Origin of the sequence: Corynebacterium sp. HMSC074C03 (assembly GCF_001838285.1) — a bacterium.
GTDB classification, from domain to species: Bacteria; Actinomycetota; Actinomycetes; order Mycobacteriales; family Mycobacteriaceae; genus Corynebacterium; species Corynebacterium amycolatum.
In genome coordinates, this window is the sequence record NZ_KV836196.1 from 93,713 (window position 1) to 115,204 (window position 21,492).

Genomic DNA, 21,492 nt, shown 5'->3' on the forward strand with positions numbered 1-21,492 from the left:
AGTTCCAGGCGCCTAGTAAAGGATGATTTCTTGATTTTATTCGCTTACCGCGACTGGTTCGCGGTAGGCATGTCAGGTGGTGTGCTTCCTCAGCGATTTCGGCAATCTCAATCAGCGAATCCGTTCAGTCGCTGTGCGAGTGCTTCGGCCAGCTGTTCACGGTCATCGAACGGGTGAATCACGCCACCGATATCCTGGCCGGTTTCGTGTCCCTTGCCTGCCACCACGATGCTGTCGCCGCTGCGGGCGAGCTCGACGACACGACGAATTGCCTGGCCACGATCGCCGATTTCCTCAACAACCGTGTCAGAACTGGCCTTGCCGCTGGCAACGGCTTCGTTCGCACCAGCGACCACGGCCGCACGGATTTCAGAGGGCACCTCAGAGCGTGGATTGTCATCGGTGATGATGACGACATCGGCACCGCAAGCAGCCTCAGCTCCCATAATTGGACGCTTGGCGCTATCACGATCGCCACCGGCGCCGACGACAACCAACACGCGACCTTCGGTCTGTGCACGCAATGTGGCCAACACCTCAGCTACTGCGGCTGGCTTGTGGGCATAGTCCACCACAGCCAGGAAGTCCTGTCCGCGATCGATGCGCTCCATCCGGCCCGGCACACGAACCTGTGCCAGGCCGCTCTTGGCCGCGTCATTGGCATGCCCAATCGCATCGAGAACAGACCACGCAACTGCGGCATTGGCAACGTTAAAGGCGCCAGGAAGAGGAACTTCCACCTCAACTGTGTCAGTGTTATTTCGCGTTAGCTCCACATGCTGGACACCATTAGTGGTGACGGTCGCTGCGGCGGCGTGCCATTCTGCAAAAACCTCGGCAGCTGGTGTCTTGTCGGTTACGCGATGCTGAGTGTGGACAGTGGTGACTTGGACATCCGGGTCACCGGCAGCGATATCCGCCATGCGGACGCCCCAGTCGTCGTCGATGCACACGACAGCTTTCGGTGCGTGTGTCGGACCTGCGGGATCAAAGAGCTTGGCCTTGGCCTGGAAATACTCTTCCAAGGTCTTGTGGAAGTCCAGGTGATCCTGCGAGAGATTGAGGAAACATCCGACGTCGAAACTGACTCCGTCTACACGCCCCAACGACAGTGCGTGAGAAGAAACCTCCATGACAACATGCGTCACGCCTTCGGAGAGCATCTGGTGGAACAGGCGCTGGAGGGCCGGAGCCTCTGGGGTAGTCAGGCTCGATGGAACGGCACGGCCATTGATGCGCGTGCCGGTAGTACCAATGATGCCTGTCGAGCATCCAGCTGCCAGCAGCGCGCCCTCCAGCATGTAGGTCGTGGTGGTCTTGCCAGAGGTGCCGGTAACTCCAATGATGGTCAGTGAATCCGAGGGGTGATCGTAGATTTCTGCAGCAACGTGCCCCATGACAGCCCGGACATCGTCGACGACCAGGACTGGGCGAGTCTCCCCTGCTTCCCGCAGGATTTTCAGACCTTCCTCATCAGTCAGAATCGCTGTAGCAGCCGACTGCTGCGCGTAGCGCGCACCGTGCGTGCGAGTACCTGGGACGGCAGCAAACATTCCGCCTTCAGGTACGTCGGCAGCGTTGAGTTCGATTGCGGCGATATCCGTTCCTGCCGCCGCGGATTCGGTAATGCTGTCAAGTCGGCCATGCGCGAGGTTACACAATTTCGCAAGGGTGGCGGTCATTGGCTGTTCCCTCTTTCAAGTCAGTCGTTGGTGTACAACAGGTTGGAAAAATTCAAGAGATTCACTTTGCAGAAACCAAAGTAATAAAAGTCTGTGTATTAGTGCTGTCGCTGTAACTTCATTGTGGTGGTGACCTCGTTACGGCTGCAGCAACAACTTGCCCTCGCGGGGTGGCGACGGCGGTACGTTGTAGCGATTGAGCGCCCAGGCGGCAATGTCCTTAAACAGTGGGGCTGCCGACTGGCCACCTTCGCCATGGACACCGCGCTGGGGTTCATCAAGCATGATGCCAATGACAAAACGGGGATCGTCGGCAGGCGCGATACCTGCAAATGTGATGTGGTACTTGGAATTCGAGTACGCGCCGGTGTCGGGGTCAAACTTCTGCGCCGTACCTGTCTTGCCTGTGAGCGAGTATCCCTCAATACTATTGCCGGCCGCGGTACCCGACTGCTGCCCCGTGGGATCAGACTGCATAACGCCTTCAAACATAGCGCGCACAGTTTGGGCGGTCTCCGGGCTAACCACACGCACTGTTTCCGGGCGCTCTGTTGCCGTCTTCGTGCCGTCCGGGGAAATTGTCGAACGAATCATACGCGGCGGGATGCGCTCGCCATCGTTGGCGATTGCCTGGAAAACTCCTGTCATCTGCAGCAGTGTCATGGCCATACCCTGACCAATGGGCAGGTTCGCAAATGTACCGCCGGACCACTGCGGACGCTGTGGCACAAAGCCGGACGATTCACTGGGCAACTCGATACCCGTGGACTGCCCCAGCCCGAAGAGATGCAGCATCTCAGCGAAGCGGTCCTGACCCAAACGCTCTGCCAGCATTAGGGTGCCGACATTGGAGGACTTGCCGAATACACCGGTCGTCGTGAAAGCTTCCGTGCCGTGCTCCCATGCATCGCGCACGGTGACACCCGCCATATCAATCGTGCCCGGGACCTGCAGAACCTCATCCGGTGTGGTCTTGCCATCTTCGATAGCGGCCGCGGCGGTAATGATCTTTGCTACAGAGCCCGGCTCAAATGGGTTCGATACAGCGGAGTTTCCGATAGTGCGCCCCTCTTCGAGCTCGGCCCCCATATCCTTATTCGGGTTAGCCGTGTCCGCCTGCGCCATTGCTAGCACTTCGCCGGTCTTCGCGTCGAGCACAACTGCCGACGCATCTTTCGCTCCCGAGTTGGCCTTCGCCTGGTTGACCTGCTGCTGGACAAAGTACTGCATGTCGAGGTCCAGGGTCAGCTCGTATGTCGTACCGTCCACAGCTGCGTGCACATCGCGCGTGGACCCCGGGATTGCCACACCATTAGAAGCGATATCAATGGTCTTACCACCGTTAATACCCTGCAGAGTTGCGTCACGGGAGGCTTCAAAGCCGAATTGACCGACGCCGTCCATGCCAATCTTGCCGATGACGTTAGCCGCCGTCGCCCCATTCGGGTACTGGCGAATATCCTGACGCTCCGCCACCAGTTCCGGATACTTTTCCACGATGGCGGCGGCCTTGTCCGGATCGACATTACGCACGAGCACCTCGTAGGTGCTGTCCTCATTGCGCAGCTTCTCCAGAATGTCCTTCGAGCTCACCCGGGACGGCGCGCTCATCACCGAGTTCTCCTCGGTTTCGGGTTCCGCTTGACGACGGCGACTGCTTCCCGACTTCTCCGCGTCGATGTCGGCCACGTCGAGTAGCTTCGGCAAATCCTTGGCGATCTGCTCGAGGCGTTCATCATAGGTATCGACATCATCCGGGCGCTGCTTATGTGCGTCCCCAATCCACTTGCGCAAAGTGTTCGGGTGCACGGTAATACTGCGTGCCTCCATCGTGAAGGCAAGCTGAGCTCCATTACGGTCGAGAATCGCACCGCGCCGAGCTGCATCAACAACTTCCACCGTGCGCTGATTCTGTGCCGCCGCCGACAGGTCAGGACCTGCGACGAGCTGCACCCAAGCCAAACGGGAGACCAGCACTACGACTGCGATAGCGCCTATAAACTGCAGCCAGTTGCGACGCCGGATGAAGTCCTTATTACTAATGCGCATTTTTTCGCGCGGGTGCACGCTTCGGTTGGTATTAGCATCGAGCCTCCGGCTGCGCTGACCATCCCGAACTCGACTTTGGTCTCTGCGCTCACGGGATGTAATTCGGTAAGCACGTTCGCCGAAGTCATACCCCCCTCCACGGTTGGGGTAGTCGTCTTCAGATCGAATCATGCGCTAGTGCTTTCTACTAAGTCGATTCTCCCGCGCGCGATAACGTTAGGCGGTATTCCCTGCCATCGCGAGTACTGAATTAATTAGTCTACAGTCGCCTGACCAGAAACAGTGGAACCGCCAGAATATCGGACAGTTGGCCAGTTTGGCCGTGTTTAGTTTCTAAGTTCCTACGGTGCTGGAGCTGGCTCGGGTGCCGGTGCTTCCGGTGCTCCCGGCACCGAGGCTGGCGCTTCGGGCGCTTCCGGAGCTGGCGCTGGCGCTTCAGCCTCAGGCGCGGGTGCCGGAGCCGGCGCAGGTGCTGGTGCTGGTGCTGGTGCGGGTGCGTGGTTCTGCGGCGCATACGGAGCAGTAGCCGGCAACCCGTTCGGACGTGGATGCGCTTCCTCAATAGCCGGTGCCTGCATCCCCGGAACATTCTCGGTGTCCTTCGGGTTCGACGACGGCGCATGCGGATTATTCGGCGACTCACTGTTGAGGTCGATAATCTTCTGCTGCTTCTCATCGCCCGGTCGCACTTCCACGACCTTGCCTTCCGGGTCAGTAGTTAAAACGGCAGGCTGCTCCGGATTAACCATGCCCTCTTCCACGGCACGCTGCGCGATAGCGCCGGTTGACTTCATGTAAGCAACATCCCGCTCGAGCACCTCCAGCTGGTTACGCAGCTCCTTTTCCTTGGTCTGCGCAGCATCCAGCTGCAAGGATGTCGAGGTCGAAATACCAGACAGGAACATCGCCATCACGATGCCCGCGACAACGAGAAAAATCATTAGAGCCGCACCGGCAAACTTGTGGCTATCCCTCGAGGACGTCGTAACGCGGCGCCCCCGCACCGAGATGACCTGCTGAGAACCTGTGCGCCCAAACCGCCGACGCTGATAAAGATCCTTTTCCGTGCGGGCGCTGCGACCGCGCTGACGCGTCTTCGTCTTGGCACCGGCGACGGTTGCAGACGCGCCGCGGGAGGTGCGCCGGGTGGGGGCGTGCTCCGTGATTGTCGTTGCCATGCTCGAAAGTTCTCCCAGTACTTAGATTGTGAAGGGTGCGTTTGGTGCGGTTGGAAAGGGTTGGGTCAATCGGCTCGAATTCGCTCGATACAGCGAACTCGCACCGGTGCGGCTCGGGGGTTGTCTTCGATCTCGCTTGCCGACGCCTTCTCCGCACCTCTCGTGATGAGAGCGAAGTGCGGTTCATGCCCCGGAAGCTCCATCGGGAGCCCCGGTGGGGTTGTCGACTTCACACGCTCCGCAAAGTCCTTCTTAACGATGCGGTCTTCCAGACTCTGGTAGCTCATGAACACTGCACGCCCATCGACTGCGAGTGCATCGCAGACCTGCGGCAGCACATTTTCTATAGCTTCAAGCTCACGATTTACCTCGATACGAAGAGCCTGGAACGTACGCTTGGCCGGGTGTCCGCCCTTACGGCGAGATGCCGCCGGAATGGTTTCATAGAGCAGCTCAACCAGACGGCCGGAGGTGGTAAACGGTTCCTTTTCCCGCTCACGCAGGATTGCCGAGGCAATCCTGCCGGCGAAGCGCTCGTCGCCGTAAGTCGATAGGATGCGCGCGATATCACCGTGCGAATAGGTATTGAGCACATCCGCTGCGGTAATCCCCTGGCTTGCATCCATGCGCATGTCCAACGGGGCGTCGACTCGGTAGGCGAATCCACGATTGACCTGGTCAAGCTGCATCGAGGAAACACCGAGATCGAAAAGCGCACCTGCGATACCCTTCTCAGCGGCGCAGGCAAGAATGTTCTCCGCGCCGCTTCCACCAGCGGCTGCAGGAATCTCACCACTAAGCACCTCGGCGAGCGAATCGAAACGCACACGGAACCCTACAAAGCGATCACCGAAACGCGCGAGACGTTCTTCTGCCCCGCGCAGTGCATTGTCGTCGCGATCGAGTCCAACAACGCAGAGCTTCGGGAACTGCTCCAACAGATATTCCGTGTGCCCACCGGCACCAAGAGTGCCGTCGACAACTACTGCGTCGTCACCCAGTGCCTCGATGCCCGGGCGCAACAAATCAGTTACTCGATGAAGCAAAACGGGGACATGACCAAACTCGCCGGACTTGCGATCATCCGCAGGCGCCGATCCGTTCATTTCCCCTCCTCACCGGGTATGTTTGCACTGGTCAGAGAATCTATCGAGTGTATTCCCGGTTTGCTTGACGACGAGTGCCGCGCCAGCAACCAGACCGCACCTCATGAGCACTACTGGGAATGCTGCTATCGGTGCTAAAACAAAAAGCGGGGATGTTCACAGGGCCCCGCCTGACAGAACCTGGTATCGGGGAAGTACACCAGGGGCTATCAGGCAGAGTCCATGCGGACATTCCCTCTTTTCGGTTATTCCAAGCGGTTTATAAAACGCCGAACAGCGAGTCATCCTCACCTTCGGAGAAATCAGCTTCATGCTCCGCCTGGTAGGCCTCCCAGGACTCTTTGTCCCAGATCTCCAGAAAGTCAATAGAACCGATAACCACGCACTCCTTGGAGAGATTCGCGTACCGACGGTGATCCATCGATAACGTGATTCGCCCGGAACCATCGGGGCGCTGCTCATCGGTGCTCGCCGCAAGATTTCGGATGAAAGCTCGCGCCTTGGCATTCGTACGAGAGGCCTTAGTGGCCCGCTGAGCTAGTTTGACGAACTCCTCTTTCGGATACACCGCCAGAGAATGATCCTGCCCTTTAGTGACCATCAGGCCACCTGCGAGATCCTCGCGGAACTTCGCCGGCAACGTCAGGCGCCCTTTGTCATCAAGTTTCGGAGTATAGGTGCCCAGAAACATGCGTCACTGGCCTCCTATCCCCGTGTCAACCTCAATGTCAACGCACAAACGCTTACCGAATTAGGGATTTAGGCATTGCCTTCAAGCAGAGCCGGAGGGCCGTGCTTTTCCCGCCGTGCCAAAATCTCGCCAAACTTTAAGCGCAAATCGGATATTCACTTCTGCAATGTTGACCAACCTCAATCAACATCACGCCCCACTTTACCCCACTATCTGCCACTATCAACATAAGAAGGAGAAAAATAGCCACAATATCAGCGCAACCCCACCGCTGCGACACCTGATTTAACCCAGTTGACATGGGCTTTTAAAGAAAATCGTCGACAATTAAAGTGTGAACAAAAAGTGGGGCACCCACCCGCAACCCCACAGATAACGACGCCACACCAACCACATAGTTAACAACAGGCGGCCTGCACCCCAATACACACCACTTACCTACTAAAAACTATCCAGATTCAACCTGGTTGCCGGACTTAGCCCGCTGAACTGCAACTTTGTATCGCCGGAGCCAAGGTTTCAGGAATGCCGGCAACGACTGCAGACAACAATTCCTCCACCCCAATAGCTAAGTGGGGGAAAGTGGGGACTCGCGGTGGGGCAAAGTGGGTGAGATCTTGCGGAGCCGATTCGCGTCTAGAAAAACAAAAAGTGAGGGCAAGCCATCACTGGCTTGCCCTCACTTTTTATCTTTGAGGCCTGTCCCCTAACGCCCCTCGAAGCGGCCACGGAAACGTGATTCCAACGTGGAATCACCAGAGGAACCACGACCACCCGAGGCTCCTCGACGACTTTTTGCCGCTCCAGACTTAGACTTTCCAAAGTTCAGCCCCGAAGCAGAACTAGACTTCTCCTGCTTACCGGCGCCAGTCAGAGCCCAAACGCCGGAACCGAACATAAGACCAAAGCCGGCTACCGACAACACAATGAACCAATTGCTGACAGAGAAAAGAGCGACGCCGCCGATCAGCATCAGCAGACCAAGGAGCATGAGCGCAAAAACCTGGATCGAAAACCCACGGGGTGCGCTGTTTTCCTCCGGAAAGCTGAACGCATTTCCGGCCATCGTCGAACTAAATTTAGGATCCTCAGCGTAGAGTGCAGACTCGATTTCGTCGAGCATCCGCTGTTCGTGCTCAGATAGTCCCACAATTCCTCCATCGCCTACTTGAGCATTGCCCACCGCGGTACTGGCGAGCCTCGACCCTTCAACTAACAATGTCGATACAACAAAGCTAATCACAGGCCACCTGCTGCTAACGCGGCGTCCGTTAGCTTCATTCTTACCCCTTCAACGGGCAACTCACCTCTATTGTTCCATGAATCCCAACAATCCCCCATTTATTTAGGAAAGCAACGCTCTAACACGCTCCCACCGGCTTACGCAGCCGCGGGCAGAACACCCAGCTCGGCCCGGACAGCCCCCAAAAATGCACAACTTAAATCCCACAATTCCTGTGCCCGCCGCGAGTCAATGCGACGCGAAATACCCAACCGAACTTCCTCACGCAGCGCGGTGAACTGCTCGAATTTGGCGACCCAGCTATCAAATTCGGGCTGCTCTTTCTTTAAACGCAACCAGGCACTCTGTGTTGTCGAACGACGACGCTTAACTGCCGAGCCCGAACGAGAGCCCGAGCCGGAACCCCCAGCCGCCGATGCATCGTCGCGATTCAACAGCGCGCCTGCGCAGCGCAGTGCCGCACAGTAGGAAAGCTCCAGCATCTCATCAGAGCCGACATTCCGAGCATTCACTAGCAAAGCCTCTGCCCGCCCCAGCAGCTCCAGCGATTGCTTTGAGACACCGACCGGGGCGACCGAACCCGACTGCGAAATCGCCCTAAACTCCACCACGTTCGACCTTGCCACCACCCTGCTTCTCCTTTCGCACAGCATTCACATGAGCACAGATTTTCCGCTTCCCCTTAGCGGGATTGACTGCAATCTATCCCCAACCCCGGACTACGCCAGGCATAGTTTCGAACACCCGTTCGACCCTATGTTATTGCAGTAATCTCACAACTAAGTTCGTCTAAGTCGCTAATCTGGTCACTGTGAAATACAGCGTGGTTCCGATGACAGCAGGAGACTTCAATCTCCGCCTGCAAGAAGCAGTGGCTCTCTACATCACCGCGATGCAGTACAACCCCGCGATCTTGCCCGGTCGTCTCCATGAATGGCAGAAGCAAACCACTCAACCCGGCTTCATGGCTGCTGCAGCCATAGCTCACCCCGAAGAGCTCTCCCCTACCCAGGCTCTCCGCGACCCGCGCTGCAGGTTGGTTGGCATCGGCTACTGCCGTACAGGATTGGACACGCACTGGTGGTATCGCCAGGTAAGAGATGGACTGCTCATGGACGGGCGCTCGCTACCGGACGTCGTCAAGCTCTTGGGAAACTACGCCGAACTGTCTGAGATTCACATACACCCCAGCTTTCAGGGGCGGGGACTCGGTAAACGGCTGCTCCGCGAGTTGGTCGATTCCCGCCCAGAGACGCGAGTTCTGTTGTCAACCCCGGAATACCCGAATGAGGCCAATAGGGCATGGCAGCTCTACCGCCAATTTGGCTTCAAGGATGTTTTAAGGAACTTTTATTTCACAGGGGACTCCCGTCCCTTTGCAGTTCTAGGAGTAGATCTTCCCCGTGACATCATCACCGAGTGAACCTTCCACACCACGTCGACGGCTTTCGCCTCTGCGCATTGCCACAGCAATGGCAGGGATTGCCGCCGTCCTGCCGCTCAGCGGCTGCTTTGACGCGCAGGCTGGCATTACCATTTCCGGCGACGACAGGGTCTCGGGCACAATTCACGTAACGCCCACGGAGGAAGTCCGTTCCCAATTTGAGCAGTGGCAAGTGCCGGAAGATCTCTCCGACCGCGTCTCACAGGGAGAAATCGACTCCTCCACGGGAAAGATGGAAGTCTCGTTCAACGAGCTGCACTTCATTGAACTCACCGATACGCTCCGACAGCTTTCCGACGATCGCATAGACATCGACCTAGACCGTACCGGTGGCGGCAAGATTTCGATGAACGGTCACATGGATTTGACTCATCTGCCCGGCGCGAAGGTAGATTTCGTCGTCGCGTTCCCGGAGCAGGTTACTGACTCCAATGGCCGCCAGACCGAACCGAACAAGGTGGAGTGGCAGCTCGCCAGTGGCGAGAACCATAATGTATGGGCTTCGTCGCCGGCTGGATCCACCAAGCGGAATCAATTCCTCTTGTTTGCCGGTGTGACTACAGCCACCGGTGTCCTGGCCTCAGTACTAGGCGTCCTGTGGGCGCGAAGAATCCGCGACATGCAGGACTTTTAGCAATTAAAAACCGCCGCGCAGCATATCCTGGCCGGTGCCCCATGCGGGTGCCATGCCGAGGTTGTGCAAAACCTCCTGGGAGGCGCGGGCGAAGTTCATAGTCATAAAGTGCAGCCCCGGCACGCCTTCGGCGATGAGACGCTCTGCCATGTTGGTCGAAAACTCGATACCAATCTTGCGAATCTCATCCTTATTGGCCTGCTCGTCACCATCTGCTGCCTTAATCAGGCGTTCCTCCAAATCGGATGGCAACTGCGCACCTGAGAGCTCAACCTGCCTGCGCACTGAGCGCAGCGACGTAATCGGCATCAGCCCCGGAATGATGGGCTTGACACCGTGCACTGGGTCGGCTTCCGCCAGGCGGTCTCGAAGGCGCAAGTAGTGCTCAATATCGAAGAACATCTGCGTAATCGAGTATTCGGCTCCCGCGCGCAGCTTGGCCAGCGTGTACTGCGTGTCATGGTCCAAATCCGGCGAGCGGTAGTGTCCCTCCGGAAACGACGCAATGCCGATTTCAAACCTCTCGAACTCCGATTCGGCCTTAATCAGCTCAATCAATTCGCTGGCGTAGTGCAGACCCCCTTCGGTCTCCATCCAAGGGCCAAGCGGGTCTCCCGGCGGATCACCACGTAGAACGAGCAGATTTGTCAGCCCCGCACTGAGGTAAGAACGCAGGATTTCCCGCAGCTCGTCGACAGTGTGCTCTACCAATGTCAGGTGCACAAGCGTTGTAAGCGGCTGCTTCGAAACGCGCTGGGCGATTCGCAGGGTGCGGTCGCGGCTAGAACCACCGGCGCCGTATGTCACCGATGCAAAGGAGGCGCCAAGATCATGGAAAGCCTCAGCTGCTCGGAGAAGACGTTCCTCGGCCGCGTCGTCACGCGGAGGCATGAACTCGACCGAGAAGGGAATACTGCCCGCGCTCGGCATTGAAAGAGCCTGGCGGATCGTCACTTGGCGGCCTGGCGACAGTGGCATTGTTGAGGACATAGTCACTCATACTAAGCGGTGTCCTATTCTTGAGTCAGCATTACCCGTCATCGACGAGAGGCTCACATGAGCGAAGAACTGGATTTGGCCGCGCTGCAGCCCCGCGAAGTACCAGCTGCTGTTACCAAAACGCTGGAGAATTACCTCAAAAGCCGTGGCGACGATGTCGCGTCGGTCGATGCGGTGTACACCGAGGCCATAGATTCGCTCCACTCCTTCGTCCTCAATGGGGGCAAGCGCGTGCGTCCAGCCTTCGCCTGGCAGGGGTGGTTGGGAGCAGGCGGACTCGAAGGCCGTTTCTCCCCAGCAGAGGATTCCCAGGCTGTGATGAACGCGGTGAGTGCCCTGGAACTCATTCAAGCCTGCGCACTCATTCATGACGACATCATCGATGACGCTGATACGCGCCGTGGCGCACCGACTATCCACAAGGTATTCGAGGCCAAGCACGAGGCCAATAGCTGGAATGGAGCCGCCGACCGCTTCGGTATTTCGGCCGCAATTCTCATTGGCGATGTCGCTTTGACCTGGGCTGATGACATGATGCACTCTTCAGGTCTCAGCTCGGAGGCACTAACCCGCGCACTTGTCCCCTGGCGGGCTATGCGCACTGAAGTACTTGGCGGCCAACTGCTCGATATCACGGCCGAAGCCAGCCGGGACAGTCGCGTCGAGACCGCTGAGAAAATCAATCTGTTCAAGACCGCCGCCTACACCATCGAGCGGCCTCTCCACATTGGTGCCGCGATTGCCGGCGCGCCAGCGGAATTGGTTGAGGCCTACCGCAGCTTCGGCCGCGATATCGGCGTGGCATTCCAGCTCCGCGACGATCAGCTTGGCGTTTTCGGTGATCCCGAAGTCACGGGCAAGCCCGCCGGCGATGACCTCCGCGAGGGCAAGCGAACCGTCCTGGTCGGCCAGGCTTTGAGCCTCTACCGCGATTCCGCACCTGAAAAGGCCCGCTTTATCGATGAACGCCTGGGAACAGTCTCGTCTGCTGCAGAAATCGATGAGCTACGCAATCTTATCGCTGAATCCGGAGCTGCCGATGCCGTCGAACGTGAAATTGACCGCCTGACCAGCCGCGCTTTCTCCACTATCGAGAATGCAGACCTGCCTGCAACCTCGCGCGAGAACCTCATTGCTATGGGCGTTCGCGCCACCGCTCGTCAGCATTAGACCAGGTGTTGCGTAGTCATGCCCGCTGCTTCCCCCACTCGTGCCCTCAGTAATTCCCCGCGTCTGCGACGTGCGATCACTCGTCCTCATAAGGGCGCCACACCACGACTGACCATCATCGGCGCAGGCCTGTCCGGACTTACCGCCGCGCTCTACGCCATCGCCGATGGCTACGATGTCACCGTTGTCGAGCGGGAAAGTTTCGTCGGCGGACGCTGCGCCAGTGAACCCGTCACCGTCGACATCGACGAGCAATCGCTCACCGCGGTCTTCGACACTGGCGCAACTGTATGGACCATGCCCTCGCTTGTCGACGATGCCCTCACCGCCGTCGGCCTCTACGCGCGCGATATCGACCCGGGTTTTTCGGCCTCCCCAATCACGCCCACCTACCGTGCGGAATTTGCCACCCGCGGCGGGCTCGACGTGTTTTCCAACGAAGACATGATGGCCGATGAGCTCGCCCGCTTCGGCGCCTCTGACTCCACCGTCGCCGGTTACCGCAAACTCCGCGCATGGCTGCAAAGTCTCTTCAATGCCTGCTTCGACAACTTCATGTCCCGCAGCTTTGACCGCGTTACGGACCTATTCACCGGGCCCGGCGCGCTTCGCGACCTCACTACGCTCCTCCGACTCGGTGCCTTCGGGGCCCTCGAACCTAAGATTCGTGCCTTCCTCGGAGATAATGATCTCGCTCGCGTTTTCAGCTTCCAGGCGCTTTACGCAGGTGTACCTCCTGCTAAGGCCCGTGCGGTCTACGGCTGCATTTCCCACATGGATACCTCGATGGGGGTTTACTATCCACACTCCCCCGCATTTGGTTCGGGTATAGGCGCCGTCAGCGAACTGCTCGCCGAGGCCGTCCGCCGAGCTGGCGGAACCATCGACTTCGGCGTTGAAGTCACTGGACTGAAAGTCGACGAGGCAGGCTTTGTCTCCGCCATCACCACAGCAACTGGCGAGCGTCCCGCCGATGCCGTCATCGCTACTACCGATTTACCTGTGGTGCAGAGCTGGCTTCACGACGCGACTACCTCTGCCGCCAGTAGCTCATCGAAGCGGCGAGGCCTTCGGAGCGTCGTAAAGCGGACAGGAGCGCGGCGGCTGTTCCCGGTTCGATTTTCCCCATCGGCGGTGGTGGCGCACGGACTGATTCCGGTTTCGGAGACGACGACGTGGCCGAAACGGCATCACCTGATTTCGTTTGGCGAAAAGTGGAACGAGACCTTTGAAGAAATCTCGTCACCGCGTCATGGAAAGCTAATGTCGGACCCGTCATTGCTGGTCACCCGGCCTGCGGTGAGCGCGCCGGAGCGTATCGTCACAGATGCGAACGGCGTGCAGTGGGAGCCTGTCAGCGTGCTCGCGCCGTGCCCCAACTTGCAGTCGGCCAATCTGATTTGGTCGCGAATCGGTGGGGACTACGTCGCGAAAATAACCGCTGAGCTGGAGCGGCGCGGACTGACCGGGATCTCTACGAAGTGGCGAGTCGGTCGGATCGATACCCCTCAACAGTGGCAAGAACGTGACATGGGCGTTGGCTCGCCGTTTGGGCTGGCGCATCTGTTCCGACAGACGGGGCCATTCCGTCCCCGCAACTTCTCTCCGAAGATGCCAAAGAATCTGACGCTGGCGGGATCGACGACGGTGCCGGGAGTTGGCGTGCCGACGGTCATGATTTCTGGACGACTTGCGGCACAGCGGTTTGAAACGCCTTAGCTCCTGAAGGTCTCCCGGATGTCTGCCGGTGGTCACTGACCAACTAGGATTAATGCATCAGCAATGTATCGATTGTTTAGGTTGACATGAATTTATCGCGGAGTGCTCAGCTGGGTGTCTACGGTGGCATCCTCATTGCTCTGGGCTCCTACGGTTCCGGTGCGAACCGCTACCGTGGCGGCCTTGTCCACGCTCTGGGACTTGACTGGATCACCTATGGTCACGGTCAGATTTTCTGTGAGATTGTGATTTGGGTAGGTATCGCCCTGCTGCTTATCTCGTGGCTGCGCATCGGGCGGGAACTGCTGTTCTCGACGGGGACCATCCGGGACATTGTGGCCGGTTCTGCCCATGATGGCGACGCAGCAGACGCTGCGGTTCCAGCGAACGCTGGCGGCGATGAGTCCACGTTGCGTCGGTTCAATTCAATCCTGATGGCCTGGGCAATTCCCCTCGCGCTGGCCGCACCGCTGTTCTCTCGCGATGTCTATTCGTATCTCATGCAGGGCGCGATGGTCCGCGATGGGTTTGATCCCTACACTGAGGGAGCTGCAGCCAATCCAGGGCCGATGCTGCTGGAGGTATCCGCAGATTGGCGGAATACCACCACCCCGTATGGCCCGCTGCATCTGGGAATTGGCGAGGTCATCACGCGGATTGTCGGCGACAACATCACCGTCGGCGTGATTCTCTACCGCATTGTGTGTCTGCTGGGCTTCGCCGCCATTGTCTGGTCGATCCCGCGAATCGCCCGGGAGCTTGGAGCAAATCCGGCTTTCGCACAGTGGCTCGGTGTGCTCAATCCACTGGTGCTACTGCATCTGATTGCGGGTATGCACAACGAGGCACTGATGGTCGGATTGGTCAGCCTGGCACTAGTTGCCGCACTGCACATGGAGCACATGCGGGGTGGCCTGGTCGCTGCTGTCCTCATCGGAATCGGCGTCGCGCTGAAAGCCACCGCTGTCCTGGCGCTTCCCTTCGTCGTGTGGATTGTGTTGACCAGGCGCGAGCCCATCGCCACGGTTCAAGAGATGCTGCGCAAGATTCCGGCGATTGCCGGTGTGGGCATCGTGTTGGTCGCAGTCTGCGTCGGCACGCTTGCAGTGGTGACGTGGCTGACCGGCTCGAGCTGGGGCTGGATTTCCGAGATCAGTGGCAATACCAAGGTGATTAACCCCCTGGCAGCACCGTCAGCGGTCGCTGGTGTGATCTCGGGCGTCATGGCGTGGTTCAACGACGACATCGGTTTCAATGTCATCGTCAGCCACACACGCGTGGTCTCCTCTATCATCATGCTGGTGGGACTCGTGATCTCCTGGTTCTACTTCCGAGCCACCCCTCGTAACAGTGTCGCTGGCATGATTGCCGCTTACGTGGTGGCCTGCGTATTTAATGCCGTGGCACTTCCCTGGTACTACGCCAGCTTATTGACTCCCATGGGAACGATTCGCCCGCCACGATGGGTGGTTCAAGGCACCGTGTTGTTCACATTCATCCTGTCGCTGTCCTTCGCCGGCGGCGGCAATCACCGCTTCTACGACGTGCCCTGGATGGTTATCATTACCGTTCTCGGCTGGCTGGCCGTCGGCTGGCTGACCACTGGAAAATTCAGCTGGAAGTACCCGTGGCGCGACGATAAAACCGCCGCAGACACGGATTCCACGGTGGCGCCCCTGTCGCGGTCGACCGAGGTCGCATAGTTGTCCATGCCCACCCCACAGCCCCTCTCGACCATCGCGCTGCCACAGTCCTACGAGCTCTGCCGCGATATTATGGCCTCCCACGGTCGCACGTATTCCCTGGCCACGCGACTATTGGCACCCCGCCAACAGCGTGCGGTGTGGTCTCTCTACGCCTGGGCACGCATCGTCGATGACTACGTCGACTGCCCCGCCGACGCCGACCGCTCCCCCACGCACATCGAAGCCACGGTCACACGTTTAAGCGAGCTTTTCCACTCAGCTGTCGTCATCGGTTCGCTTGACGACGTCCACCGCGACCGCGACCGTGCCGTCATCTCGGCGGCCGCACAGACTTTTCGCGACTACGACATCGATCCACAGCTCTCTGCGGACTTTGTTCACTCCATGTTGATGGACGTGCCCGACACATCGTGCCACATTGCGCATTTTGAAACATGGGAGCAACTCGACTCGTATATGTGGGGCTCCGCAGCAGTCATCGGCCTTGAGATGATGCCCATCCTAGGCACCCGCGCAGGGGTCTCCCGCGAGGAAGCCACTCCCTACGCAGAGCTCCTGGGAAAAGCCTTTCAGGTGACGAATTTCCTCCGCGACATCGCCGAGGATTTTCGCCGTGGCCGTATTTACCTACCACTGAATGAGTGGGAGGCCTTCGGAGTGGGTACCGAGGAGATCGGCTACTGTGCCGCCACGGGACAGACGACCCCGGCGGTACGTCAGGCATTGGCCTTCTTCATCGCTCGCAACCGCGCACTCTATGCCGAAGCCAGCAGCGGCGTGGACATGTTAGAGGTGCCAGGGCGTCAGGCTATCCGTGCCGCGGAGATTCTCTACTCAGACATTCTCGGCGAAATTGAGCGCATGAACTACAACGTCTTTGCGCAACGCGCTCAAGTGGGACGCGCTCGAAAAGCAAAAATCGCCCTCCCGCTGCTTTTCACAGCAGTGGCCGGGCGATTACGACAGGAGCTATCGCGGGCGTAGGACGGCGGGCGTAGGACGCCGTCCGGGTCTTTACAACGCCATAGCCTGTGCGCGGCGCATTACTTCGCGTGCAAGGTGACCGTGCAGGGCGTCCACCGGACGTCCAGGCAGAGATTCATCTTCGGTGAATAGCCACTCCAGCGTTTCTTCTCGCGTGTAGCCGCCGTCGGCAAGCAATGCGAGTGCGCCAGGTACAAAACGCGCGACCTCATCATCTTCAAAGAAGCGGGCGGGAATTTGTGCAATGCCGTCGCGGTGGACTGCAATAAGGCGACCCTCCTGCAGCAACGCGTGAATTCGGGTGACGGTGACGCCAATGAGGTCAGCGGCATCGGGCAGCGCAAGAGTGGGTTCGTCGGCGCTCAGGACATCGTGGCAAGTTGGAATCTTTCTCACACTGGTCACTTTAGCGCGTTGGCCTTGCAGTAGGTACGTCCCCATATACTTATTAGAAGCAACTGATTGGAACAGGGAAGGCTGGTTTATGTCGCAGCTTGTCGAGGGGCAGATTCTCGATGGTCGCTACCGCATCGGAGCCACCATCGCACACGGTGGCATGAGCACCGTGTACTGCGCCACCGATTTGCGGCTCGATCGCAGGGTGGCCGCAAAGGTCATGGATCCGCGTTTTGTCGACGACGAGTCTTTCCGCATCCGCTTCGAACGTGAGGCCCGCGCGGTCGCGCACCTCAATGACGAGTCGCTTGTCAACGTCTACGACCAGGGCACGGACCCGGCGGGGCATGTTTTCCTCATTATGGAATTCGTCGACGGTGGGACCCTCCGCGAACTGCTCCGTCAGCGCGGTCCGATGCCTCCGCATGCAGCTGCCGTCGTGATGCGCTCAGTTCTGCGCGCCCTATCGGTGGCGCATTCCCGCGGCATGGTGCACCGAGATATCAAGCCGGAAAATGTGCTGATTGCCTCGGACGGGCGAGTGAAGCTGGCGGACTTCGGTCTAGTGCGCGCGGCCGCTGATGCCAAGGTGACCTCTAACTCGGTCATCGTCGGCACCGTCGCTTATCTGGCTCCGGAGCAGGTCACGGGTGAATCCATCTCCCCTGCATCCGATGTGTATGCGGCGGGTATTTTGCTCTTTGAGCTGCTTACCGGCACCACGCCATTCATCGCCGATTCTTCGCTCGGCGTTGCCATGAAGCGATTGAACGAAGATGTCCCGCCACCCTCGGAGTTCATCGACGGCGTTCCCGAGGAGTTCGACGAGTTGGTCGCCCGCGCTTGTTCCCGCAGGCCGGAGGATCGGTTTGAGACGGCCGAGGAATTCGGTGACGCACTCGAAGACATTGCGGACAAACTCGCGCTGCCACCATTCCGCGTGCCGTCGCCCGTCAATTCAGCAGCCGCCAACGCTGCCGCCATGGAGGGGCTCACAGAGGACTTCCACCGACCGGGCAACGACCATTTCGATGACAGACACGGCACCGCAGAGACGGCACCCGAGCGCTTCGGTCACGACGGCTATGGCTTCTCGACGGACGCACCCGGTAGCCCCGTTTCTTCCCGACCACCGGGACCACCAAACGTTTTCGATGATTTCGACGACCCGGATGCGGGGCGGACACGCACTTTCGATCGCTATGACGAGTACAACCCCCCTGGCTGGGAATCCCCGGAGCCGTCTGGTGGAGCTCTCGTACCAGCCGACGTTCCAGGCGCTCCGGAATATCCGCTGCCGCCGGACACTCAGGGCCCACAGCACCCACAGCATCCGCAGCCGCGATCTGCTCAGACTCAGACGCCTAAGAGCCGTCGAGCTACCCGACAGCGGACGCGCCGTGGATGTGCATTGTGGCTGATTATCGCCCTGGTTGCCACGTTGGGCATGGGGCTTGGCGCATGGTGGCTGGGCTCTGGCCGTTACGGCGAAGTGCCCTCTATCACTGGGCTGTCGCAACCACAGGCGATGACCGCAATCAGTGAGGCGGGCTTTGAACCGGTGGTTGATGAGCGCTACGACAACGATGTCGCAGTGTCCCAGATTATTGGCTCGGACCCCCTGGCTGGAGCGCGGGTTGTCCGCGGTGATGATGTTCGCGTGCTGGTCAGCCTCGGCCGCCCGACAGTGCCCGCATATCCCGCGAACCACTCAAAGGAAGTATTCAGCGCTGCCCTAGCTAAGCGGACGTTGAAAGAAGAGGTCGGAGACCCCGTCTTTTCCGATGATGTCTCCACCGGCGGCTTGGTCTTTGCGGTTCCTGCTCCAGGACAGACCGTCGAAGTTGGCTCGGTTGTGACTGTGCATTACTCCAAGGGGCCAGCACCGGTGAAGGTGCCAAAGATCGTGGGGCTTCAAGAGGATGAAGCTCGTGAGCTGTTGAGCAAGGCCGGGCTGGAGGTCCGAGAAGTATCGGCGGAGTTCTCCTCCTCTGCTGAGCCGGAAGAGGTTCTTTCCGTGTCTCCTGAGGAAGGCACTGGCCTCGAACGCGGTAGTTCTGTGACGTTGACCATTAACAACGGCATCGAAGTGCCCAATGTAGTGGGCAAGTCGGAGGATACTGCTCGCCAAATTCTGCAGCGCGAGGGCATTGAGGTAAGCGAAGTAAAGGACGCGTCCTCCTCCTCGCGCGACTACGGCCGTGTCGACGCAGTCTCACCGAGTGCAGGTCGTCTGGTTAACCCCAATGATGCGACTGTCACGCTGACGGTGTCCAGAGCAGTGAAGGTTCCGCAGCTGCTGGGTAAAACTGTTGCGCAGGCACGTCGTGAAGCGGAGAAACAGCATCTTCAGCTCGACATCGACGGCTCTGCGAACGAGGACGATCGCATCGTATTGCAGTCACCCCGACCGGGCGCTAAGGCCACGGCGGGTGACAGCATTTCGGTCAGCACTCTGTAAAAAGTGCGGCGCGCTAATGAGTGCGGCGCTGCACTAGCTGGGCTAGTTGTACCTAGCTGAGCTGGTTGCAACTAGTTGCGCAGCATCTCGGCAACCAGGAAGGCCAGCTCCAGCGACTGCTGAGTGTTCAAACGCGGGTCACAAGCGGATGCGTAACGGCCTGGCAGGTCGACATCGGAAATGTCCTGCGCGCCACCGAGGCACTCAGTGACATCTTCGCCGGTCAGCTCCACGTGGATACCGCCCGGGTGCGAACCGATCGAGCGGTGCACCTCGAAGAAGCCCTGAACCTCGTCGACAATGCGGTCGAAATGGCGGGTCTTGTAACCATTGGAAGCCGAGTAAGTGTTGCCGTGCATCGGGTCGCACTGCCAAATGACCTTGTGACCAGAAGCTTCCACAGCCTCAACGATGGGAGGCAGCACGGAGCGAACCTTGTCATTGCCCAGACGCGAAGTCAGGGTCAGGCGACCAGGCTGGAAGAACGGGTCGAGCTTGTCGGCGTAAGCGACAGCCTCCTCCGGCGTGGTGGTCGGGCCAATCTTCACACCGACGGGGTTGCCAATCATGGCAGCCAGGTTGATGTGGAAGTCCTCAATGCCACGGGTGCGCTCACCAATCCACAGCTGATGCGCGGAGAGATTGAACAGCTCCTGGTTGCCATCGTTTTCAGAAAGGCGCAGCATAGCGCGCTCGTAGTCAACAACCAGCGCCTCATGCGAGCAGTAAATCTGCGCGGTCTGCAGGTTCGAGTCCGCAACACCACAGGCAGCCATGAACTGCAGTGCGTGATCAATCTCGCGTGCCAGGTCCTCGTAGCGGGCGCCAGCCGGCGAGTTGCTGACGAACTCACGGTTCCACTCGTGCAGACGGTGCAGGTCAGCGGTGCCCGAACCTGTCAGTGCACGTACCAGGTTCATCGCCGCAGAGGCATTGGCGTAAGCACGCACCATTCGAGCTGGGTCGTGAACTCGAGCTTCTTCGGTCGGCTCAACGCCGTTGACCATGTCACCGCGGTAGCTAAGCAAACCGTCGCCGTCGATATCCTTCGAGCGCGGCTTGGCGTACTGACCAGCGATACGAGCCATCTTTACGACCGGGGTGGATGCGCCGTAGGTCAGCACAACGGCCATCTGCAGCAAGGTCTTCACATTGGCGCGAATGTGCGGCTCAGTATTGGACTCAAAGGTCTCCGCACAATCGCCACCCTGCAACAGGAAGGCCTTACCATTAGCGACGTCGGCAAGCTCCTGACGAAGCTTACGAACCTCAGGCGCGACCACAATTGGCGGTACCGATTCGAGAATGCGACGTACGTTTGCAGCGGCGCGGGCATCCCAGCTTGGCTGCTGTAGGGCTTGGCGGGATACGACATCAGCAAAACGCTCAGCCATGTCGCCGGGAAGCGGTGGCAGATCGGGCAGGTCATCTACAGGGAGATCAATAGTCCAACTCACAGAAGTTCATTGTAGTGCCCCTGCTAGAAGGGTGTTAGTCAGGTCACCAAATATTCGAATTCCGCTGCTTAATCGAGCGGCAATTTCTGTGCAATCTTTTGAAACTTCAGCAGATTGTGCTGGGCATCTGCCAGCGCGTCGTGCTTACCTGCAGTCTGTTTTGGCAACCGTGGCTTACCCGCCATCTCCCAGTACTGCTTGAGTTCACGGGTATAGCGCGGCATAAACTGCGGCAACTTGGTCATATCGCCCCAAAGCTGCACCAACGCAATGTGGTCGTAGGCACCTACCCAGGCCCACAGCTCTGGGCTGCCCGTACCGGGTTCGGTGAAAAATGCCAGCAGTTCCTCGCGGATCGTGTCCCGGTTCTTCCACAGCGGAGATGAGGGGTTGGGCAGCTGATTGAGCACATTGGTCCGAACCCACGGCCCGGCCTTGCTCTCATTGAACTCGGTAGACACCGCGTAGTACTCGCGGCCATCCTCAGCTACGACACCGATGGAGACAAGATCAATAGTCTTGCCGTCTTCAATAAACTCGGTGTCATAAAAATAACGCACGGTGTGGAATCCT

18 protein-coding genes are annotated in these 21,492 nt (G+C 58.9%); 7 read left to right on the top strand and 11 right to left on the bottom strand.

Going from position 1 to position 21,492, the window contains the following annotated elements; translation table 11 throughout:
- Positions 1 to 107 precede the first annotated feature (107 nt).
- The 7 genes from HMPREF2847_RS02115 to HMPREF2847_RS02145 all read right to left on the bottom strand — a co-directional run bounded on the left by HMPREF2847_RS02115 (position 108) and on the right by HMPREF2847_RS02145 (position 8,575).
- On the bottom strand, positions 108 to 1,682 hold the full coding sequence (locus HMPREF2847_RS02115; RefSeq protein WP_070851366.1) for a UDP-N-acetylmuramoyl-L-alanyl-D-glutamate--2,6-diaminopimelate ligase: 1,575 nt from the start codon (positions 1,680 to 1,682) through the stop codon (positions 108 to 110).
- A 138-nt stretch (positions 1,683 to 1,820) separates the two neighbouring features.
- The gene (locus HMPREF2847_RS02120; protein ID WP_083327299.1) at positions 1,821 to 3,902 is read right to left on the bottom strand and encodes a peptidoglycan D,D-transpeptidase FtsI family protein; all 2,082 of its coding nucleotides are present in this window, start codon (positions 3,900 to 3,902) and stop codon (positions 1,821 to 1,823) included.
- A 170-nt stretch (positions 3,903 to 4,072) separates the two neighbouring features.
- Complete coding sequence (locus HMPREF2847_RS02125) at positions 4,073 to 4,909, bottom strand: cell division protein FtsL (RefSeq protein WP_070851368.1); 837 nt, start codon at positions 4,907 to 4,909, stop codon at positions 4,073 to 4,075.
- A gap of 65 nt (positions 4,910 to 4,974) precedes the next feature.
- The gene (gene rsmH, locus HMPREF2847_RS02130; RefSeq protein ID WP_070851369.1) at positions 4,975 to 6,015 is read right to left on the bottom strand and encodes a 16S rRNA (cytosine(1402)-N(4))-methyltransferase RsmH; all 1,041 of its coding nucleotides are present in this window, start codon (positions 6,013 to 6,015) and stop codon (positions 4,975 to 4,977) included.
- A gap of 259 nt (positions 6,016 to 6,274) precedes the next feature.
- Positions 6,275 to 6,706, bottom strand: a complete 432-nt coding sequence (gene mraZ / locus HMPREF2847_RS02135) for a division/cell wall cluster transcriptional repressor MraZ (protein ID WP_005510286.1) — start codon at positions 6,704 to 6,706, stop codon at positions 6,275 to 6,277.
- 706 nt (positions 6,707 to 7,412) lie between these two features.
- Positions 7,413 to 7,856, bottom strand: a complete 444-nt coding sequence (locus HMPREF2847_RS02140) for a DUF3040 domain-containing protein (protein WP_070851370.1) — start codon at positions 7,854 to 7,856, stop codon at positions 7,413 to 7,415.
- 230 nt (positions 7,857 to 8,086) lie between these two features.
- The gene (locus HMPREF2847_RS02145) at positions 8,087 to 8,575 is read right to left on the bottom strand and encodes an SAV_6107 family HEPN domain-containing protein (RefSeq protein WP_246821910.1); all 489 of its coding nucleotides are present in this window, start codon (positions 8,573 to 8,575) and stop codon (positions 8,087 to 8,089) included.
- 206 nt (positions 8,576 to 8,781) lie between these two features.
- Between HMPREF2847_RS02145 and HMPREF2847_RS02150 the strand changes: the two genes are divergently transcribed.
- Complete coding sequence (locus tag HMPREF2847_RS02150) at positions 8,782 to 9,372, top strand: GNAT family N-acetyltransferase (protein ID WP_070851372.1); 591 nt, start codon at positions 8,782 to 8,784, stop codon at positions 9,370 to 9,372.
- Positions 9,353 to 10,027, top strand: a complete 675-nt coding sequence (locus HMPREF2847_RS02155) for an LppM family (lipo)protein (RefSeq protein WP_070851373.1) — start codon at positions 9,353 to 9,355, stop codon at positions 10,025 to 10,027. Before HMPREF2847_RS02150 ends, HMPREF2847_RS02155 begins: the two co-directional genes overlap by 20 nt.
- A gap of 3 nt (positions 10,028 to 10,030) precedes the next feature.
- Here the strand turns inward: HMPREF2847_RS02155 and metF are convergent, their stop codons facing one another.
- Entirely contained in the window at positions 10,031 to 11,017 is a 987-nt protein-coding gene (metF, locus tag HMPREF2847_RS02160) for a methylenetetrahydrofolate reductase [NAD(P)H] (RefSeq protein WP_070851374.1), read from the bottom strand.
- 66 nt (positions 11,018 to 11,083) lie between these two features.
- Between metF and HMPREF2847_RS02165 the strand changes: the two genes are divergently transcribed.
- The 4 genes from HMPREF2847_RS02165 to HMPREF2847_RS02180 all read left to right on the top strand — a co-directional run bounded on the left by HMPREF2847_RS02165 (position 11,084) and on the right by HMPREF2847_RS02180 (position 16,605).
- Positions 11,084 to 12,196, top strand: a complete 1,113-nt coding sequence (locus HMPREF2847_RS02165; RefSeq protein ID WP_049182151.1) for a polyprenyl synthetase family protein — start codon at positions 11,084 to 11,086, stop codon at positions 12,194 to 12,196.
- A gap of 18 nt (positions 12,197 to 12,214) precedes the next feature.
- Positions 12,215 to 13,915: a phytoene desaturase family protein gene (crtI, locus tag HMPREF2847_RS02170; protein WP_070851375.1), complete on the top strand. Its 1,701-nt coding sequence runs from the start codon at positions 12,215 to 12,217 to the stop codon at positions 13,913 to 13,915.
- 86 nt (positions 13,916 to 14,001) lie between these two features.
- Positions 14,002 to 15,618, top strand: coding sequence for an alpha-(1->6)-mannopyranosyltransferase A (locus HMPREF2847_RS02175; RefSeq protein WP_070851376.1), 1,617 nt, complete (start codon positions 14,002 to 14,004; stop codon positions 15,616 to 15,618).
- A 6-nt stretch (positions 15,619 to 15,624) separates the two neighbouring features.
- The gene (locus HMPREF2847_RS02180) at positions 15,625 to 16,605 is read left to right on the top strand and encodes a phytoene/squalene synthase family protein (RefSeq protein WP_016423016.1); all 981 of its coding nucleotides are present in this window, start codon (positions 15,625 to 15,627) and stop codon (positions 16,603 to 16,605) included.
- 30 nt (positions 16,606 to 16,635) lie between these two features.
- Here the strand turns inward: HMPREF2847_RS02180 and HMPREF2847_RS02185 are convergent, their stop codons facing one another.
- Positions 16,636 to 17,010: an Rv2175c family DNA-binding protein gene (locus tag HMPREF2847_RS02185; RefSeq protein ID WP_005510311.1), complete on the bottom strand. Its 375-nt coding sequence runs from the start codon at positions 17,008 to 17,010 to the stop codon at positions 16,636 to 16,638.
- 79 nt (positions 17,011 to 17,089) lie between these two features.
- Between HMPREF2847_RS02185 and HMPREF2847_RS02190 the strand changes: the two genes are divergently transcribed.
- On the top strand, positions 17,090 to 19,462 hold the full coding sequence (locus tag HMPREF2847_RS02190) for a Stk1 family PASTA domain-containing Ser/Thr kinase (protein WP_070851377.1): 2,373 nt from the start codon (positions 17,090 to 17,092) through the stop codon (positions 19,460 to 19,462).
- Between the two features lie 71 nt (positions 19,463 to 19,533).
- Here the strand turns inward: HMPREF2847_RS02190 and HMPREF2847_RS02195 are convergent, their stop codons facing one another.
- Together HMPREF2847_RS02195 and HMPREF2847_RS02200 are read right to left on the bottom strand one after the other, a co-directional pair.
- Positions 19,534 to 20,919 carry a class II 3-deoxy-7-phosphoheptulonate synthase gene (locus tag HMPREF2847_RS02195; RefSeq protein ID WP_005510339.1) on the bottom strand — a complete coding sequence of 462 codons (1,386 nt, stop codon included), beginning with the start codon at positions 20,917 to 20,919 and terminating at the stop codon, positions 19,534 to 19,536.
- 68 nt (positions 20,920 to 20,987) lie between these two features.
- A complete protein-coding gene (locus tag HMPREF2847_RS02200) occupies positions 20,988 to 21,479 on the bottom strand; it encodes a polyadenylate-specific 3'-exoribonuclease AS (RefSeq protein ID WP_048731205.1) in 492 nt (163 codons plus the stop codon).
- Between the last annotated feature and the right edge of the window lie 13 nt (positions 21,480 to 21,492).

What these genes read in the sequence shown, in the direction of transcription:
- HMPREF2847_RS02115 (WP_070851366.1), bottom strand. Translation starts at nt 1,682, where the DNA reads ATGACCGCCACCCTTGCGAAATTGTGTAACCTCGCGCATGGCCGACTT.
- HMPREF2847_RS02120 (WP_083327299.1), bottom strand. Translation starts at nt 3,902, where the DNA reads ATGATTCGATCTGAAGACGACTACCCCAACCGTGGAGGGGGGTATGAC.
- HMPREF2847_RS02125 (WP_070851368.1), bottom strand. Translation starts at nt 4,909, where the DNA reads ATGGCAACGACAATCACGGAGCACGCCCCCACCCGGCGCACCTCCCGC.
- rsmH (WP_070851369.1), bottom strand. Translation starts at nt 6,015, where the DNA reads ATGAACGGATCGGCGCCTGCGGATGATCGCAAGTCCGGCGAGTTTGGT.
- mraZ (WP_005510286.1), bottom strand. Translation starts at nt 6,706, where the DNA reads ATGTTTCTGGGCACCTATACTCCGAAACTTGATGACAAAGGGCGCCTG.
- HMPREF2847_RS02150 (WP_070851372.1), top strand. Translation starts at nt 8,782, where the DNA reads ATGACAGCAGGAGACTTCAATCTCCGCCTGCAAGAAGCAGTGGCTCTC.
- metF (WP_070851374.1), bottom strand. Translation starts at nt 11,017, where the DNA reads ATGTCCTCAACAATGCCACTGTCGCCAGGCCGCCAAGTGACGATCCGC.
- HMPREF2847_RS02165 (WP_049182151.1), top strand. Translation starts at nt 11,084, where the DNA reads ATGAGCGAAGAACTGGATTTGGCCGCGCTGCAGCCCCGCGAAGTACCA.
- crtI (WP_070851375.1), top strand. Translation starts at nt 12,215, where the DNA reads ATGCCCGCTGCTTCCCCCACTCGTGCCCTCAGTAATTCCCCGCGTCTG.
- HMPREF2847_RS02175 (WP_070851376.1), top strand. Translation starts at nt 14,002, where the DNA reads ATGAATTTATCGCGGAGTGCTCAGCTGGGTGTCTACGGTGGCATCCTC.
- HMPREF2847_RS02180 (WP_016423016.1), top strand. Translation starts at nt 15,625, where the DNA reads ATGCCCACCCCACAGCCCCTCTCGACCATCGCGCTGCCACAGTCCTAC.
- HMPREF2847_RS02190 (WP_070851377.1), top strand. Translation starts at nt 17,090, where the DNA reads ATGTCGCAGCTTGTCGAGGGGCAGATTCTCGATGGTCGCTACCGCATC.